The organism is Lascolabacillus sp., from assembly GCF_028696275.1.
GTDB classification, from domain to species: domain Bacteria; phylum Bacteroidota; class Bacteroidia; order Bacteroidales; family Dysgonomonadaceae; genus Proteiniphilum; species Proteiniphilum massiliensis.
The window spans coordinates 76,674-94,656 of record NZ_JAQVHI010000006.1 but is presented as its reverse complement, the minus strand read 5'-3'; the positions used below and the strand labels follow the sequence as shown (position 1 = coordinate 94,656).

The 17,983-nt window shown below is 35.6% G+C and carries 14 protein-coding genes; 3 read left to right on the top strand and 11 right to left on the bottom strand.

The genetic code is table 11. The annotated features are described in order from the left end of the window. Nucleotides 1-453 (bottom strand): alpha/beta fold hydrolase (locus PHO43_RS03190; protein ID WP_502867170.1); only part of this gene is annotated, 453 nt, incomplete at its 3' end. A 265-nt stretch (nucleotides 454-718) separates the two neighbouring features. Continuing rightward, nucleotides 719-3,031: an outer membrane beta-barrel protein gene (locus PHO43_RS03185; protein WP_288011250.1), complete on the bottom strand. Its 2,313-nt coding sequence runs from the start codon at nucleotides 3,029-3,031 to the stop codon at nucleotides 719-721. 108 nt (nucleotides 3,032-3,139) lie between these two features. Here PHO43_RS03185 and corA point away from each other — a divergent pair, with 108 nt between their 5' ends. Beyond that, nucleotides 3,140-4,198 (top strand): magnesium/cobalt transporter CorA, encoded by a 1,059-nt coding sequence (gene corA, locus PHO43_RS03180; RefSeq protein ID WP_045089785.1) that lies wholly within the window; start codon nucleotides 3,140-3,142, stop codon nucleotides 4,196-4,198. A gap of 57 nt (nucleotides 4,199-4,255) precedes the next feature. Here the strand turns inward: corA and PHO43_RS03175 are convergent, their stop codons facing one another. The 9 genes from PHO43_RS03175 to PHO43_RS03135 form a co-directional block, all read right to left on the bottom strand. Beyond that, complete coding sequence (locus PHO43_RS03175) at nucleotides 4,256-4,957, bottom strand: DUF4919 domain-containing protein (protein ID WP_053826202.1); 702 nt, start codon at nucleotides 4,955-4,957, stop codon at nucleotides 4,256-4,258. 123 nt (nucleotides 4,958-5,080) lie between these two features. Next, on the bottom strand, nucleotides 5,081-5,962 hold the full coding sequence (gene fabD / locus PHO43_RS03170) for an ACP S-malonyltransferase (RefSeq protein WP_045089784.1): 882 nt from the start codon (nucleotides 5,960-5,962) through the stop codon (nucleotides 5,081-5,083). 33 nt (nucleotides 5,963-5,995) lie between these two features. Further along, entirely contained in the window at nucleotides 5,996-7,651 is a 1,656-nt protein-coding gene (locus tag PHO43_RS03165) for an AMP-binding protein (RefSeq protein ID WP_288009263.1), read from the bottom strand. A 24-nt stretch (nucleotides 7,652-7,675) separates the two neighbouring features. Continuing rightward, nucleotides 7,676-8,236 (bottom strand): helix-turn-helix domain-containing protein, encoded by a 561-nt coding sequence (locus PHO43_RS03160; RefSeq protein WP_045089782.1) that lies wholly within the window; start codon nucleotides 8,234-8,236, stop codon nucleotides 7,676-7,678. Between the two features lie 58 nt (nucleotides 8,237-8,294). Then, nucleotides 8,295-9,089: a zinc transporter ZupT gene (gene zupT, locus PHO43_RS03155; RefSeq protein WP_045089781.1), complete on the bottom strand. Its 795-nt coding sequence runs from the start codon at nucleotides 9,087-9,089 to the stop codon at nucleotides 8,295-8,297. 3 nt (nucleotides 9,090-9,092) lie between these two features. Then, nucleotides 9,093-9,869, bottom strand: coding sequence for an inositol monophosphatase family protein (locus PHO43_RS03150; protein ID WP_045089780.1), 777 nt, complete (start codon nucleotides 9,867-9,869; stop codon nucleotides 9,093-9,095). Nucleotides 9,870-9,891: 22 nt separating this feature from the next. Then, nucleotides 9,892-12,435 carry a S9 family peptidase gene (locus PHO43_RS03145; protein ID WP_288009260.1) on the bottom strand — a complete coding sequence of 848 codons (2,544 nt, stop codon included), beginning with the start codon at nucleotides 12,433-12,435 and terminating at the stop codon, nucleotides 9,892-9,894. A 19-nt stretch (nucleotides 12,436-12,454) separates the two neighbouring features. Further along, entirely contained in the window at nucleotides 12,455-13,291 is an 837-nt protein-coding gene (gene ispE, locus PHO43_RS03140; protein ID WP_053826206.1) for a 4-(cytidine 5'-diphospho)-2-C-methyl-D-erythritol kinase, read from the bottom strand. A gap of 36 nt (nucleotides 13,292-13,327) precedes the next feature. Further along, complete coding sequence (locus tag PHO43_RS03135; protein WP_045089777.1) at nucleotides 13,328-15,478, bottom strand: DUF5686 family protein; 2,151 nt, start codon at nucleotides 15,476-15,478, stop codon at nucleotides 13,328-13,330. 218 nt (nucleotides 15,479-15,696) lie between these two features. On the opposite strand from PHO43_RS03135, the gene PHO43_RS03130 reads away from it, so the two are divergent. Both PHO43_RS03130 and PHO43_RS03125 read left to right on the top strand, forming a co-directional pair. Beyond that, nucleotides 15,697-16,338 carry a Crp/Fnr family transcriptional regulator gene (locus tag PHO43_RS03130; protein ID WP_394331724.1) on the top strand — a complete coding sequence of 214 codons (642 nt, stop codon included), beginning with the start codon at nucleotides 15,697-15,699 and terminating at the stop codon, nucleotides 16,336-16,338. A gap of 88 nt (nucleotides 16,339-16,426) precedes the next feature. Continuing rightward, a complete protein-coding gene (locus PHO43_RS03125; RefSeq protein WP_045089775.1) occupies nucleotides 16,427-17,938 on the top strand; it encodes a GH3 auxin-responsive promoter family protein in 1,512 nt (503 codons plus the stop codon). The last annotated feature ends 45 nt before the right edge of the window (nucleotides 17,939-17,983 follow it).

The following is a 17,983-nucleotide window of genomic DNA, read 5'->3' as shown; positions in this document are numbered from 1 at the left end:
CTTATCCTGATTAAAACGTTGCTGCAGATATTCAGTAATTTGTCGTGTATCTTCAACCATTTGATCAACTGTCATTGTTGCAGGGTCGATGGATTTGCTGAAACTCATACCTGCACCACGTTGATCCCAATAACACATTGTAAAGTTCTTCTCCAGACGCTCTGATTTTTCAAAAGGAATTATTATTGGCAACTCGGGACTACCGGGTCCACCGTGCAGGAACAGGATAACCGGATTCTCGGGATTTTCAGAACGAATAAAAAATCCCTGCTGCATACCACCAATCTCAGTAAAGTTTTTCTCAGATAGTGAGCCTATTATCTCTTTTTCTTCTATATCTCTTAATGGTTCTAACACGCCCGGACTGTTTAACGCTAAAGCAATCAAACCGATTAATAAAAATGTTATGATTGACAATAATGTGATTCCAGTAATTTTAATTGCTTTTTTCATACTGAGTAATCAATTAATATGTTAGGAATAATTATTTAAAAATATATTTCAGACGAGTTGATGATATATTTTCAAAAAGCTTTTGCACGTCAAGTTTATCACCGTTAAGCCAAATATATTCTGTATTATTAGAAATTAATTCCGCAAATATTCGAATAATTTCGGAATTGAATGCTTAAAAGTATGAATTAAAAGAAAAAACGGGGGCTTTTTTCAAGCTCCCATTTTTAAACTTTTGAAATTAAGAAGAGTTCCTTTATTTTTTTTACAACCTGTTGAATTCGTTCTGTCCAGCTCCTGTACCTTTATATCTGCTGCCATTAGTGTTGAACTTGTATCTTACTGTTATTTCGAACTCGCGCGTGTCCCATATGTTATCCTGAGAAATGTGAAGTTTATTATTATAAGCAGTGATTCCGGTTTTCTCTCCATGGAATATGTCGTGTCCTTTTAGAGTAACTGATAGCTTATCATTCAGGAATGATTTTGTTACTCCAAGATTAACTACATATTTATCTTTAGTTAGTTCCACATTCTGAGTTGATCCTATTCCCTGATAATTGGCATCAAGAGTTACTAAAAATCCTTTTGGAAGTGTGAATGAGTTGTTCAGTGAGGCGATCATCATTGGTTTATTCAAATTCACGTTTATGTCGTTGCTTGTAACTGAAAACCATTGTTTTATCAACCCTACACTTGCAATTGGAGACCAAATGCCAAACTTAGGAGATGCAGTTATGAATGCTGTCATGCTGGGAAGTTTATCAATATTTTTGTTAGACAAAATTGCTACAGCCGGATTATCTGCATGTTGTTCAGCCCATTGTATTATAGCATCTTTTTCCTGTTTGTAGCTTAGCATAAACTGAAGGAATCTCCAAGAAGTCATTAATGATGCATCCCGAACAGTTGAAGGTCTAAGAAATGGATTTCCTCTCTGTAATGTAAAACGATTACCATATAATGTGTTGCTTCCAAGTTGCCAATATGAAGGGCGAACTGTTTTTACATTATAACTGAGTTGCATCTGTACATCTCCAAAAGCATTTGAATATGAGAAATTGGGAAACCAACTGTTATATTTTCTGCTCTGATCATCTATTTTTATATCTCCGTTAAAGTAATCGAAATTAACATCTTCATACCTTATGCCAGCGCTAAGCTTCCCTATTGGAGTATTTCTTGAATATTCTGCAAAGAAACTATTGTTTTGGTCGTGAATTGAAGTGTTGGAAGAAGGTATGACATCAATATCTGTCATATAATCATCATTCCTGTGTGTACGGGTATATTCATTTCCTGCTGAGAAATTTCCTCCAAACAGGGGGTAAGATAAAACCAGTCTTGTAGCAAATAATCGATTCTCAATCCTATTAGAAGATTTGACTATACGGTCATCAAATTCCTGACTACTTTCAGTGATATTTATTTCACTAAACTGACTACTTCTATAGAAGTCGCTGTTGAAGTCGATTTTCAGATTACCAATTGTACCATTGTAATATGCGTTTAATCGATGTCTTGGCTCACTGTCACTTTTCACATTATTTACACTAACCCATCTGTCGAAGAATTCATTATTTGCATAAACATCACTTTTAGTGATTATTGATTCTTCGTTTCTTCCCGGAGACAGAGACATTGTATGTTTAACTCCTACATAATGATTGGGATTGATCTCATAGTTTATACCCCCTATAATAGTCAAAGGATCTGCAATACCTTCCACATCCAGGCTGTTTGTCTGAGTCCAGAGTGTATCAACAAATGCTTTCTGGGTTAAAACACTGTTTTGAACATAATTATATCTTTCATATTTAGCTGTAGCAAAAATATCCAACCCTTTGTAACGATAGTTCATATTAAGCTGTTCTCTTAAATCTGTATGCTTATTTATAAGACTGGTTGATCTTACATCGAAACTAAATCCATCGCCAACTTTTTTAATTGTATGAATGCGAATAATTGCTTTTACAGAAGCATCATAGCCGGCACCGGGATTGTGAATTATTTCTACTTCTCTTATATCTGAAGAGGCTATCAAATCAAGTTCCGAAGGATCGCGCAACTCCCTGTTGTTGACATAAATCTTTGCCTTGCCCTTTCCAAATATTGAGAAATCCCCATCATCACCGGTAATTGCAGGAAGTCTTTTAAGAACATCATTTGCTGTTCCGGCTTTACTTAAAACAGTGTTCTCTACTGTTGCAACAACTGCATCATCCCGTAGTCTGATTCTTGGAATATCACCATTTACAACAACCTCATTGAGCATTGTAGCATCCGATTTAAGTATTATCTCATGTTCAGGTTGTGCAGGCAAAGTTTGTGTTTCATAACCAATGAAGGAGACTCTTAAAAGTTTATTAGAACTGCTTGTTTCTTCTAATAAAAAATAACCGGTTTCATCTGTAGTGGTTCCGGCAATCAAGGTAGAGTCGGGAAGAGAGTAGACAGCTACATTAGCAAATTCAATTGGATTACTCTCTGAGTCAGAAACAACACCTTTAATCTGTGCAAAAAGTGGTGATATTAAACCACATAAAACTAATGAAAATAGAATTTTTTGAGTAGTCATAATTTTTTTATTTAATTCGAAAATATGACTGTGGCTATTTTCTTTTGGTTACAAAAAAATAGTATATTGCATTAATATTTTTTGTTGTTGTTTTGTAAATACATAATTATGAACAGAATACCATTGAAGCGCCAGGAAGATATTGGTTTATCACCATATGAATTGAAATTTAGAGGTCAGCATCGATCTCAAGAAGTACAGATGACTCTATTCAATATTGATGCTGAAGAAGTAATGGAAAAAGAAGTTCATTCGGTTGATGAACTAGAGAAATATCATGATAAACATATCTGGATGAATATTGATGGTTTGCATAATGAAATGCTAATGAGTGATCTGGCAAAAAGATTACAAATCCCATCAGAGATTTTGTCAGATGTTATGGAGCCAGGAACTCGACCACAGATAGAAGAATTTGACAATGGGCTTTTCTTATCAATAAAAATGATGCAGTTTGATGAATCATTAAATCAAGTTTCTATAGACAATTTTAGTATTATTTTGATAGATAATTGGATTATTACCTTCCAGGAAGAACCTAATTGTCTTTTTAATCCAGTTAAGGAACGACTTATAAAGCATGCTAATAGATTCAGGGAACTTGGGACTGACTATCTTGCATTCTCCCTATTGGATGTAGTGATTGATAATTATATTTTTATTTTAGGTGTGCTCGGTGAAAAGATTGAAGATGAGGATAATAAGATGGTGCTAAATCCAAATAGGGAAACCCTTAAAATTTTAAACCTTTTCAAACGTCAGCTCAGTGATCTTGGACGTTATATTAAACCTGCAAAGGAAATGATTTCTATTCTTGTAAGAATGGAAAGCGATGTTATTGCTAAGAGAAATTATAAACACTTTAAGGAGCTACATGATAATATAAACCAGGCTGTAGAACTGCTTGACTATTATCATGGGGTTTTGTATGATGGGTTGAATCTGTATCACTCTTCTATGAGTACCAGACTGAATGATATTATGGCGCTGTTGACAATTTTTTCAGTTGTGTTCATACCTCTTTCATTTATCGTTGGTGTGTATGGCATGAATTTTGAAAACATGCCTGAACTGCATATGCCAAATGGCTACTTTATTATTTGGGGAGTTATGATACTAATTGCTGCCACTATGCTATTGTATTTTAAATGGAAGAAATGGTTCTGAAAAAAACCCGCTAATTGTTTAATTAAGCGGGCTTTATATTTTTTATATAGTATGTAATTACATTTTTCCTCCTCCGTGTGAACTTATATAATCAATCACAGGAGAAATATTAAAGTAGACACGATCTACCCCAAAACGATTCTGACCTAGGGTGAGATAATTTACTTTTTTACCTCTGATTATTTTGTCTTCTCCACCGTAAGTGTATCCAAGAAAAGGAAGAATATCATATTCATGCGCTACCTTAATTACATAAAAAGGTGTGTCGTCTGACATACCGTCCCCTGTACTAACAATAGCATCCTGAACAATTTTACGCTGTTGTGCCACTTTTTTATACTCTTCTGTATCGTTTTGCTGAGCAAGTACCAATAGCTTGGCATTCAAAGCTCTCAGATTAAATGGGTCTTCAAGAAGAAGTGCACTGGAGTATTGAATAATATCGTTATAGTCTGCAGGTGTGAAAACTCCTTTGGCTAGAGTTTTGGCAAGCAGATTGTTGTACGAAGAGGTATCTGTTGGTTCATATCCTTGCTGGAATACATAACCGAAATATAGATGCCTCCCTTCATTAAGTGTTAGTTTAGGATCTCCGGCCAAATACCTTTTCATCAGATTGGGATAATAGAGTGATGAGGTAGGTTCCTTTGTGTTGCGTTCTATCTGTCTGAAATCAGGAGCATCAAAAAAATCTTCCTGAGCTTGTGCTGAAAGAATTATGCAAGATAAAATTGCGAGAATGAATACTGATTTTTTCATTATAAATATTTTTTAGTTGCAATCGTTTAAACAAATGTATTTTCTAATATTCTTTTTAACAAATAAACGTTGCTAACAAAGCTTAAATGCCAGACTAATAACCATAACAGGAAAATAGTAGATTTACTGTTTTCCTGAAACTGTTACACTTTTGTCAATTTTTGAAATAAGACCCTGAAGTACACTACCAGGCCCCAATTCTACAAAATCAGTTGCACCATCAGCAATCATGTTTTGTACAGATTGAGTCCATTTTACAGGAGAAGTTAGCTGTGCAATAAGATTTTTCTTGATTACCTCCGGATCAGATTCTCCAACTGTTGTTACATTTTGATAAACAAGACATATTGGTTTGGAGAAGCTAGTTGATTCTATAGCTTCTGAAAGTTCTACTCGTGCCGATTCCATTAATGGTGAGTGGAACGCTCCACCCACTTTAAGAGGCAATGCTCTTTTTGCACCTGCTTCTTTCATAAGTTCACATGCTCTCTCTATTCCATTCATAGTACCTGAGATAACTATTTGTCCCGGGCAATTATAGTTTGCCGGTACTACTACATCATCAATAGACTTACATATCTCCTCAACTTTTTCATCAGGAAGGGCCAGAATAGCAGCCATAGTTGAGGGATTGGCTTCACAAGCTTTCTGCATGGCAAGTGCTCGTGCATAAACTAGTTTTAATCCATCTTCAAATGAAAGGGCTCCTGCAGCTACGAGAGCTGAAAATTCTCCAAGAGAATGACCTGCAGTCATATCAGGTTTGAATTCATCACCCAGGGTTTTAGCCAGAATAACTGAGTGAAGAAATATAGCTGGCTGTGTGACTTTAGTCTGTTTCAGGTCCTCATCAGTACCTGAAAACATCAATTCAGTTATATTGAATCCTAATATTTCATTTGCATTGTCGAACATCTCTTTAGCAAGTGGAGATGATTCATATAAATCTTTGCCCATTCCAACGAACTGAGCTCCCTGGCCTGGAAATACATATGCTTTTTTCATAAATTTGTTTTCTGTTTGAATTAATTAATTTATTTATTTATCCTTGCTTCTTATCTCCACTCTTCTGATTTTACCGCTGATAGTTTTAGGAAGTTCATCAACAAACTCTACAACACGCGGATATTTATATGGAGCTGTAACATTCTTTACATGATCCTGAATCTCTTTGGCCAAATCTTCTCCAGCCATTGATTTATACTCAGAAGATAGTACAATAGTTGCTTTGATAACCTGCCCTCTGATTTCATCAGGAACACCTGTTATGGCACACTCCACTACAGCAGGGTGAGTCATAACTGCACTTTCTACTTCAAATGGTCCAATACGGTATCCGGAACTCTTGATAACATCATCAGTACGTCCCACGAACCAATAGAACCCATCTTCATCACGCCAGGCCATATCTCCGGTATGATATACATCATCTGCATAAACCTGCTTTGTTAATTCCTCATCTTTGTAATAACCTTTGAAAAGTGATAATGGTCGATTATTCTCTGTATAAAATACTATTTCACCCTGTTCACCATCTTCGGCAGAGCGACCGTCGTGGGTGAGCAGATCCATCTTATAGAGGGGGTTTGGTACACCCATGGATCCCGGTTTTGGTTCTATCCATGGGAATGTTATTATAGTTGGAGCAGTTTCGGTCTGACCAAATGCCTCCATCATTTTAATTCCTGTCTGATCGTAAAATGTCTTGAATACAGATGGATTGAGTGCCTCACCTGCAGTTGTACAATATTCCAGTGCTGATAGATCATATTTGCTTAGATCTTCCCTTATAAGGAATCGATAAATAGTGGGAGGTGCACAAAATGATGTTACCTTATAAGTTGATATAATATTAAGCATATCCTCAGGGATGAAACGCCCGTCGAAATCGTAAACAAAAACACATGCACCTACAATCCACTGTCCATATAATTTACCCCATACAGCCTTAGCCCAGCCAGTGTCTGCGACTGTAAGGTGAATACTTTTCTCATTGAGATTGTGCCAGTATTTGGCAGTTGTGATGTGTCCCAATGGATATGTAAAGTCGTGTACCACCATTTTAGGCTGGCCTGTAGTACCCGATGTAAAATAAAGGATCATTATGTCTTCATTACTATTGACTTGATCGGGCCTGTTAAATGGTTTGGCTTCTTCAACACCTTTGTGGAAATCAACCCATCCCTCTGAATTTGATTTTCCTATCTTTACACGTTGTTTTACAGTTGGTGAATCTTTCATTGCCTGATTCACATGTTCAATAAGATTATCATCCTCTGTTGCAATAATTGCTTTAACTCCAGCTGCATTATTACGATATACGATATCTTTGTCAGTAAGCAGGTGTGTTGCCGGGATTGCAACTGCTCCTATCTTATGTAGGGCAACAATTGTTTGCCAGAATTCGATACTACGTTTAAGTATTAGCATAACCATGTCACCTTTGCTAATGCCAAGAGACTGGAGAAATGATGCTGTTTTGTCTGAAAGGTCCTTAATTTCACCGAATGAGAGATCTTTGTGAACTCCTTTATCGTCCACCCAACATAGGGCTCGTTTATTGTAATCTTTTTTTGCCCATTCATCTACTACATCATATGCAAAATTGAAATTATCAGGAACATTAATATGGTAGTTCTCAATAAAATCTTTATGAGATGTAAACTCAGTTTTTTTTAAAAATTTTTCTATCATGATAACCTTATGAATAATATGTAGTTATGGATATAATATCACCGCGAGAAACTTTACTGGTTTGTCATTGAGTGCTTTCATTCCATGTGGTAGAGAAGAATCAAAATATATGCTGTCTCCTTTTCCCAGAATCAGGTTTTTCCCGTTGATATTTATCATCATACTACCTTCAAGCACCATATTAAACTCTTGTCCGGCATGTATGTTTTTATAAAAGTCAGTATCAGCAGACTTAGGTTCTACTGTAACTTCGAAAATTTCTGCAATGTTATTTGTGAACCCAGAAGTGAGCGATTGGTATTTATAGGCAGATACCCTTTCAACTGTCATTCCTTTATCTTTTCTTGTGATAAAATATGAGTTCATACGAGGTTCTGTACCAAACATCAAAGTAGATATATCTACACTAAACTCCCTTTCTATACGTTGCAGGAAAGAAACCGATATATCTTTTTCTCCCTCTTCGAATTGTAAATAATCATTTAGATCTACCTCAAGCTTTGCAGCCATCTCTTCAGGAGAATAATCCAATGCTTCACGCAAACCTTTGATTCTTTCGCCTATCTGTTTTAAGTCTGTTTTCATCACATTATGTGTTGAGTAAATATTTTAAAAAATCTAAAACAAAGATATCTTAATTCATTCAAATGAACAAATAGAGACTAATTGCCATTGCAGCCATACCTATAACCAAACCAATAATTGAATGATGATGCTTACCATATTTTTCCGCACTCGGCAGGAGTTCATCAAGTGAAATATAGACCATAATTCCTGAAACTGCTGATAGTACAAATGCATTCAATGTTGTACTCCAGAATGGAATCAGGAATAAAAATGCTATTACAGCTCCCAAAGGCTCTGCCAGGCCAGAAGCAAATGATAACCAAAAAGCCTTCTTTTTACTGCCTGTTGAGTGGTAAATGGGTACTGCTACGGCAATTCCTTCGGGAATATTGTGTATTGCTATTGCAGCTGTAATTGGTATTGCTATTTCAAGTGATGTTAGTGCTGACATGAAAGTTGCTATTCCTTCTGGAAAATTGTGAATTGCAATAGTAATAGCTGTAATAATACCTGTTTGCTTTAACCCATTTCTTTTCTTCATCTCCTCTACACCATGCATCTCGTGAGGATTGCTGGATTCTGGTATCAGGAAGTCGATAAGTGCAATCAATATAATTCCTCCGAAGAAACCAAGTATCAGATAAAGCATACCGGTTTTATCTCCAAAGCTTTCTGTCAGATATTGTAATGATTGAGGCAACATCTCCATAAAGGAAACATAAATCATTACACCTGCTGAGAGTCCCAAAGCAAAACTAAGAAAATTAGTATTTGTACGTTTAGCCATAAACGCTATAAGACTGCCGATTCCAGTTGACAGACCTGCAAATACCGTTAAAAGAAATGCTATTAGAATTGTTTGATTGTCCATATGTTATCTGTTGATAATATATTTCATAATCTCTTCGTGTATGAATCCATTTGTAGCTACCATTTCTCTGCCAAAGAGGTAGTTGTTACCACCTGAGAAATCGGTGCACTTGCCACCAGCACACTCCAGGATAAAAGCACCTGCTGCTACATCCCATGGTGAAAGTCCGGAATGGAAGTAGGTGTCGCTTTTTCCTGCTGCAACATAACAAATCTCTAAAGCAGCTGAACCTTTTATTCTAAAGCTTGTATTACGGAAATGATCAGCAGCGTTTCTAAGTATCTGTTCACCTCGTTCATCTAACTTATAAGGGATTCCGAAGCCGATGTATGCATTCTTCAATGTAGCGTGGCTACTAATATGCAGTTTGTTTCCATTTAAAAAAGCATTGTCTTTTGATGTTGCACTAAACATTTGATCTGCTAAAGGATCATAAACGACCCCAAGTACAATATTATTTTCATGCTTCAGTGCAATACTTACTGAGTAGGGAGTGTCTCCATGAACATAGTTAGTAGTACCATCAAGTGGATCAATAATCCATGTATACTCTTTGTCCATGAATTCAACAGTCTCTTCTTCAGCTAGAAAGCCACTTTCAGGAAGTATCTCCTGAAGTCGACCGATCAGCCTGTTTTCAGCTTCTTTATCTATATATGTTACGTAGTTTCGACTGCCCTTCAGTTCAATATCCCTTTTGTTGAATAGTTGCTGCTCTGTTTTAAGATAGTTACCTACATCACGTGCTATCTTCATTACTTTCTGACATAAATCTTCCATAAATCTCAGTTTCTAAATATTACTATTCCACAGGATACATTGAATCCCACCATCTTGAATCTTCTTTTAGCCATTTTGCAAACCATGCATATATAGCATTGTTCCATGCGATCCGTTTATCATAATCGTATATAGCATGGTTTTCTCCAATTACCTGAATAAATTCTACCGGTTTATTAAGTAGTTTCAATGCGTTATACATCTGTATACTTTCGCCAATTGGAACGTTTGTATCTGCTGTCCCATGTAGTAATAATAATGGAGTATTAATTTTATCTGCATAAAATAGAGGGCTCTGTTTAACATAGAGCTCAGGATTATTCCATGGGAAGCTGCCGGCACTTGCCCCGGCACTGTATGAGTACCCCCAGTATCCTTCACCCCAATAACTTGTGATATTGCTTATACCTGCATGTGAAACGGATGCCGTAAACAGATCGGTTTTTGTAATAAGGTACTGAGTCATAAACCCACCATAAGAAGCTCCTATATTGCCAATTTTAGTGCTATCCACAAATGAGTGTGATGCAACAAACTTTTTTACTCCCTCGATTATCTCTTCTGCAGTCTGGTCTCCCCACGCATTTACGTGACGTGCAGAGAATTCCTGACCGTAACCTGTTGTTCCACTAGGCTGTAAAGTATAAACTACATAATCCTGAGCTGCATAAACATGTAGTGGATAGGTGCTTTCGAATATGCGTGAGGTGGGACTTGTTCCGGCATAGTAGTATACGATCAATGGATATTTTTTTGTAGGATCAAAGTTTGGGGGTAAATAATATCGACCTTCTATCTCATCACCGAATGAGGACTCGAAGTTCCAATCCTTTACCTCTCCCAAATTAAGACTGCTTAGTTTTTCCGCATATGGATCTGATAACAGTGTTGACTCCATATTTTTTAGATTTAACAGATAACTCCTGCTTGAGTTTGAAACGCTCACACCTGTGTATGTAGCCCAGGCTCCATTTTTTGCTAGATTGAAAGATTGGATTACATCTTCTTTAAGTGGGAGTTTTTCGAACTTTTTATTACGATAAGAGTATCGATACATGTTTACTCTGTCACCCTCCTCAACTCTATAATAAATGAAATTATCCTGTGGGCTCCAAGTTTGTGCTGTTATAGTTGGATCGAAGTTTTTAGTTACTGGATCAACTTCTTTAGTTTTCAGATCCATTATAAATGACTGTGTATCATAGCTGTTGGCAATTTGATCGGGATTTATGTTAAGACCAATGCCTCCAAATGCTTCAGGAGCACCCTGAATAAGGATATATTTGCCATCAGGAGAGAATTGTGCCGAGTAAGCGTAAGTTTCATTTTGCCAGATTGTGTCAACAACCATTGTAACCATATCCAGCATGTAAAGTGAAGTCTTTTGGAATGGACGTTCAGAAAGATCTTCCTCTGTGGTTGAGAATAGTAGATATCTCGAATCCAGAGATATATCATTAAGGGATGCAGACTGCTTGCCAAAAGTGATTTGCTGAGTCAGTCCATTATCCGGGAAGTGTCTGTATAGGAATCTTCGGTCTCTGTAACTTGACTGTCTGTCATTTATACCAATGAGTCGTTTTAAACCAGCAGGGCTTGAAGCAGAGATAGTCTCTTTTGTGGAGAAGAAAAGGGATTTCTCATCAGGGGCAATATAAATACTCTCTTTTGGTAGCCCCTCTGCCAGAATATTAGTTTCTTTTGTAATTGGATTCAGTGTATATACATTCCTTTTATCATTTATATCATCAACATAGTATAAAATATCAGATTCAGGCATCCATCGTAAACTCTGTCTGTTTGCAATTTCTGAAATTATAGTCTGTTTTTGTTTTGTATCATATACCTCAATAAAATCAACGCTTTTTCCACCCGGCAGAGTTTCTCTCAGACCTATAAGTACAAATCTTCCACTTGGTGAAATTGATGTATTGCTGACTCTTTTACCCTCTAAAATATCTTTAATATTTATTCTTCTTTTATTTGTGTTACTAAAAGAGTAGTTTAAAAGTGAGTCTGCTTCTTCAGGCTTGAGTTCAATTTTTACTGCGGGATTTATTTTATTGTCAGCTGAAACCAACATTTTAATTATTACTCGGTGGTTGTTCGCAAATCCGTTCAGATAAGTGTCAACAGATCCTGAGTGGTGTAAACTATCATTTAATTGTGTTTTTGTTGCTCTTTTTACATCATCTACCCACAACTCCAAAGGATTAGGTGATGTTACAGTAAGCTTGCCTCTACCATATCTGTCCCCATTTACAAAAATAGAAAAAAGCTGAAAAGCATTTCCCTCTTCTGGTTTGTTTAAATGAAAAAATCCTGAACTATCAGGTGTAAGAATAGTAGTAAATCGAGTATGATCAGGAAAAGTAACTGAATATGATAACAGCATTTCGTCAGAAAATGGTGTGTTATTCAAATTCAGACTATCAAGGATTACTGGTTTGTGCAAAGGAATAGGTCCAAAGTTAAACAACTTCTCCGGCTTAAATAAGTTTTGCGAATGCAGATTAATAGTTAATAAAAACGCTGCTAATAAAAATAACAATTGCTTATTCTTCATATTTAATTTACTTTTCTCATTAATTTAGTTTGTCACACCATACAAAATAGTTCTTAAACATACCTTTTGAATCAGGTTTATTTTTGAAGATACCATACAAAGATGAACCAGATCCACTCATAGATGCATATAGAGCTCCCATTTCAAGTAATTGATTCTTAATATTACAAATTTCGGGATATTTTTTAAATATAGGTGTTTCGAAATCATTTATCATTAACTCGTTCCATTCAGCAAAAGGTCTCTGAATTATATCCTTTAAAGAATGCTCAGGTTGTTTGGGGACTATCATTGAGTATGCCTCTTTAGTATTAACTGATAAATCAGGCTTTACTAACATTAGATAATAGCCCTTTAGGTTAACATCAACAGCTTCGAATTGATCACCAACTCCTGTAGCCAATAGAGGTTTATTATGAAGAAAAAATGGGCAATCGGCTCCTATTTTAGAAGCTTTTATCATCAAATCGTCAATTGAGTAACCAAGTTCGAAAGATTCGTTCAATAGCTTTAACATAAAAGCTGCATCTGATGAACCTCCACCTAGTCCGGCACCTGATGGTATTCTTTTAAGAAGATGAATATCAATTGCCGGTATTTCTTTCTCTTGTGTGACTAGATTCAAAGCTTTGACTACCAGGTTGTTTTCTGCTAAGCCAGTAATTTTATCCCCGTAAGTAAATAGACGAAACTTATTTTGAGTATTTAATTCATCTGATTTGGAAGCTGAAGTAATTTCCAATCCTTCTTTTAGTTCGATTGGATAAAAAATTGTCTCCAGATTATGATAACCATCTTGTCTGCGAGATACGATTTGTAGTCCTAAATTTATTTTTGCGTTTGGGAAACAGATCATCAGAATATATTTTTTACAAAGATATTAATTTAAGGTTCAAAATTCAAACGCTGCTCGTACACCTATATGACGAAAATCGGTTTTGTGAAAAGAGCCGAATATACCTGCATTAAAATATCTATTACCAATTCCATAGCCTAACTCTGTATATGAAATAATTTGAGGAGTATACAACTGACTAATATAGATTCTTTCCTTATCTGCAAAATCAGATACAAAAGGGATATTCTTCAATATCAAGAATGGGGTTTCGTACATGAAGTGCGCCTGAATGTATGAGTCAGAGGCATTGTATAAATCTCTGCTTAACAGGTTGAAAACCCCTCCTAAACCATCATTCCAGTTTTCAGGGAAATTGTTTTTTGCGAAGTAAACAAAGTCTGCAAAGTACTCAGTTTTTTGGTTTATAAAACGACCTGCGCCCAAATGGTACTGAAATGAATGCATTAAACCAATTGGGATATTCTGACTAATATCAAACTCCACACGATTAAAAATTGAGGTGCTTCCTAAAATGTCCTTGAAACTCCTGGATAACTCTACTTTAAATGTTGGAAATGAGGATCTTACATATATTTTTTGTCTACCTTCATATCTGTAATACTGTCTTGGTGTCCAACTTACTCTTACAAATGGTGCAAATGATCTTTTTGTACCAAACATATCTTCTATTGGTTCAATCGCGCTATTTGTGGATCGGAGCAGAGTAGGAGTGTTTTTGCTTTTTCTGATATGATAATCAATACCTGTTTGAAGAAGAAGACCATTTGTCAACTCCATAGTATTAAATAGTTTAATGTAGTAATCTTTGTAGTAAAAAAGGGATATATCTTCAAAAGAAAGCCCCTTATTTTTAAGACTATCCTGTATCTGATCTACAAATAGTGAACTGTATGTAGGATTACCATTACCTAATGAAATTGATGCGCTACCTAAGCGAAAGGGGTTGTAGTTCCAAGTTGTTGTTAAATCAGTAAAAAACTCCTTTCTCCGAAACATATACCCGGCAAATGCATCAATTTTTACAGTACGGTTGTGACTTAAGTCAATATTGAATGATAATTTCTGACGATAGGTTAGACCATCCCTTGTAGAATATCCCAACATTAATGGATTAAAAAGTCCCGAATATCCCAACCTCACCGATTTATATTTGTAACTGGAGTTCATAACCATTCTTTGAGCCAGTTGTTGCGCAATTTTGGGATCTTCTAAATTATTACCATTTGCTTTGTCAGATTCTTTCTCTTTTAAACTCTGCAGGTAATTAAGTAAAACCTCTTTTTCTTGTGCTTGTAAAGGAATTGGTCTGTGGGTATTCCAAAAAGCAGTGTCACTTCTTACAGGAACTGAGTCGAGCCTTATCTTATAAAAATCACTGATATTCAAAGATCTTTCAGGCTCAGTAATACTTCTAAGCTCTATCTCATTATAATTTATATTTGCAAGGTGTCTTGATGCAAGTTTGTTCCCCAAATAAGATGTAGTTTGATATATTATCAGGTTAACTGGCAGATAATTGGTTATCCACTCGTTACCCATAGTCATTTCAAAGGAGAAGTCAGAAAAAATATCCACTCCCTCACCTCTGAAAAAAATCACTCTCCATGTACCTCTCTCAACTATAAAATAACCTTCTAATAGTTTAGTGTTTTCATAAATAGGGGTATAGTGTATATAATAGTATGTTTTGTTGTTCTCTGTGAAGGTTTTAGATAATTGATAGTTGTAATATTTAGCTGTACTAAATCGTAATGGCATGAAAAAACTCTCATCATTTGTTGTTTCACCGTATATGTTAATATTTATAAGTTTAAATGGAATTGACTCAATATCTTTTTTACTTGATATAGTTCCTGAAACGTGTTTAATATCCTGTACATAGTTATTTGGATAGTCGAATCTGTAGTTACTTATTGTTTCTATTAAAGCATTGTCGTTGTGAGGATCATGAATAACAAATTGTGGGATCAGATGAGTATATTTATATAGGAAATTTTTTTCTTTTGTTTCAACATATGAACGGGTATAGACTTCGGCGGAATAGCTTTCCACCAAGTCATTATATTTTTCTGCAGCATTCATCACTCTTATAAGTAATGTATCCAGAGGAAGAGACTCGGATGCAAAACAACTCAGTGAGATTAACAAAAAAAGTATAGTTTGTATTATCTTACCTCTATTCATACAAATACAAACTTACATTTTTTTTTAAATAATTCTGTTTTTTTTGATATGAGACATATATATTTAACAGTACTTTCTTCTAAATAAAGAAATTATTTTTTTCAACACTTAAAAAAAACTTATATATTTGTGTTCTAGAACATAGTTCTGCAGCACTCATGCCAGGAAAGAGTAAAGAATTAATCGATTTGTCATCAACATTGCCAGAGATTTGGAGAATGTTGTCTGATGCTGAGCGTAATCTTTTACGTGAAAACGCTCGTGTACTTAATTTTAAGAAAAACGAACTTATTTATCTTGAGGATGAAACTCCTAAAGACCTCATGTGCCTCTTCAAAGGAAAGGTAAAAATATTCAAAAGTGGGGTAGGTGGGAGAAGTCAGATAATCCGGATAATACGCCCTTTTATGTATTTCGGTTATCGAGCATATTTTGCAAGAGAACCGTATGTTACTGCTGCATCTGCATTTGAATCCTGCACAGTTTGCATGATACCCATGGAACTAATTGAGTCTTTTCTTAGAAAAAATGGGGACCTTGCCATGTTCTTCATCCAGATGCTCTCGGTTGACCTGGGTATAGCAGACCAACGAGTTGTAAACTTAACTCAAAAACATGTACGGGGACGTCTGGCTGAATCATTGATATTCCTTAAAGAAAGCTATGGTTTGGAAGAGGATGGTGCAACAATAAATATTTACCTCGCCCGTGAGGATCTGGCAAGTTTATCAAATATGACAACCTCAAATGCCATCAGGACGCTATCGAATTTTGCTAATGAAAGAATCATAGCTGTAGATGGGAGAAAAATAAAAATAATCGATGAAGAAAGACTTCGAAAAATAAGCCGAATAGGATAAATAGATTTTTTTTATTTTAAATTGTGAAATTATTTTTCAGTTTAATGAAACTCCTGTTTACCTTTGCCCCACAATTTTCAGGAAAAGGATGATTCAAAGAATAGCACGATCGATACTAAACTCTTATTACAAACCTGTGGAAAGTTTCTTGGAGAATCCACTAGACACACAGCTGCGAACACTACAATATCTTTTGGAACATGGTCAGAACACTCTTTATGGAAAAAAAATGGGTTTCGCTAATATTAAAAACTACAGTGGGTTTAATAAGAATGTGCCTGTAATATCATATGAAGAGTTAAGACCATATCTGAATAAAATAATCGTAGATAAAAAAGAGAATGTACTTTGGGACACACCGGTAAAGTGGTTCGCGATGTCTTCAGGTACAACTGAAGATAAAAGTAAATATATCCCTGTAACTAAAGAGTCACTTTATAATGGGAATTATCGTGCAGGTTACCATATGCTTGGAACTTACGCAGTTCATCATCCAGAAACAACATTTGTTTTGGGAAAAACATTGGTGATGGGGGGTAGTCAGCAGGTTAATATGATAGGTGATAGTATATATACTGGGGATATTTCTGCTATTCTGATGAAGAATCTTCCAAGAGCTGTAAAAAAAAGAAGGACACCCGAAGAGATTGCCCTGCTTCCTGATTGGGAGGAGAAGCTGGAAAAGCTTGCAGAATATTCAAAAAAAACTGATATACGTGCTCTCATTGGTGTGCCTTCGTGGATGCTTGTTTTATTAAAAAAGATTGTTGAAGAAACTGGTAGATCCATCACCGATATATGGCCAAATATTGAAGTGTTTTTTCACGGAGGGGTGAGTTTTATTCCATTCAGATCTCAGTTTAATAAACTTATCCCATCTGATAAAATGAATTACTGGGAAACCTATAATGCATCAGAAGGTTTTTTTGGTGTTCAGTTTACACCTGAATCGAGTGATATGCTGCTTATTTTGGATAATGAAGTGTATTATGAATTTATTCCTGTTGAAGAGTGGGATAAAGAAAATCCTCAGACTGTTCCATTAGAAGGAGTTGAAATTGGAAGGCAGTATGCAATGGTAATTTCTACAAGTGGAGGTCTTTGGCGTTATAAGATTGGAGATACAGTACAATTTTCATCAATCAACCCCTATCTCTTCAGACTAACAGGACGTACAAAACAGTTCATAAATGCATTTGGGGAAGAATTGATTGTGGACAATGCAGATAAGGCAATTGAAGAAGCTTGTCTTAAGACAGGAGCAAAAGTTAATGAATATACTGCTGCACCGGTATATTTTTCGGAAAGTCATAATGGTGCTCATGAGTGGTTAATCGAGTTTGAAACTGAGCCGAATGATTTGAAGGAATTCACATTGTTGCTGGATGAGAGCCTTAAAAAGCTTAATTCAGACTATGAAGCTAAACGTTCTTATAATCTATCATTAAATATCCCTGTTGTCAGATCATTAGAGAAAGGTGTCTTCTATAGCTGGATGAAACAAAGGGAGAAAATTGGAGGTCAGAACAAAGTTCCCAAGCTGTCAAATGACCGTAGATATATAGATAGTATATTAGATTTTGTATCAAAAAAATCCTAAAATAGAATAAAATAGGATTAAGATACCTTTAAATGAGAAAGATTA

What these genes read in the sequence shown, in the direction of transcription:
- PHO43_RS03185 (WP_288011250.1), bottom strand. Translation starts at nt 3,031, where the DNA reads ATGACTACTCAAAAAATTCTATTTTCATTAGTTTTATGTGGTTTAATA.
- corA (WP_045089785.1), top strand. Translation starts at nt 3,140, where the DNA reads ATGAACAGAATACCATTGAAGCGCCAGGAAGATATTGGTTTATCACCA.
- PHO43_RS03175 (WP_053826202.1), bottom strand. Translation starts at nt 4,957, where the DNA reads ATGAAAAAATCAGTATTCATTCTCGCAATTTTATCTTGCATAATTCTT.
- fabD (WP_045089784.1), bottom strand. Translation starts at nt 5,962, where the DNA reads ATGAAAAAAGCATATGTATTTCCAGGCCAGGGAGCTCAGTTCGTTGGA.
- PHO43_RS03165 (WP_288009263.1), bottom strand. Translation starts at nt 7,651, where the DNA reads ATGATAGAAAAATTTTTAAAAAAAACTGAGTTTACATCTCATAAAGAT.
- PHO43_RS03160 (WP_045089782.1), bottom strand. Translation starts at nt 8,236, where the DNA reads ATGAAAACAGACTTAAAACAGATAGGCGAAAGAATCAAAGGTTTGCGT.
- zupT (WP_045089781.1), bottom strand. Translation starts at nt 9,089, where the DNA reads ATGGACAATCAAACAATTCTAATAGCATTTCTTTTAACGGTATTTGCA.
- PHO43_RS03150 (WP_045089780.1), bottom strand. Translation starts at nt 9,869, where the DNA reads ATGGAAGATTTATGTCAGAAAGTAATGAAGATAGCACGTGATGTAGGT.
- PHO43_RS03145 (WP_288009260.1), bottom strand. Translation starts at nt 12,435, where the DNA reads ATGAAGAATAAGCAATTGTTATTTTTATTAGCAGCGTTTTTATTAACT.
- ispE (WP_053826206.1), bottom strand. Translation starts at nt 13,291, where the DNA reads ATGATCTGTTTCCCAAACGCAAAAATAAATTTAGGACTACAAATCGTA.
- PHO43_RS03135 (WP_045089777.1), bottom strand. Translation starts at nt 15,478, where the DNA reads ATGAATAGAGGTAAGATAATACAAACTATACTTTTTTTGTTAATCTCA.
- PHO43_RS03130 (WP_394331724.1), top strand. Translation starts at nt 15,697, where the DNA reads ATGTTGTCTGATGCTGAGCGTAATCTTTTACGTGAAAACGCTCGTGTA.
- PHO43_RS03125 (WP_045089775.1), top strand. Translation starts at nt 16,427, where the DNA reads ATGATTCAAAGAATAGCACGATCGATACTAAACTCTTATTACAAACCT.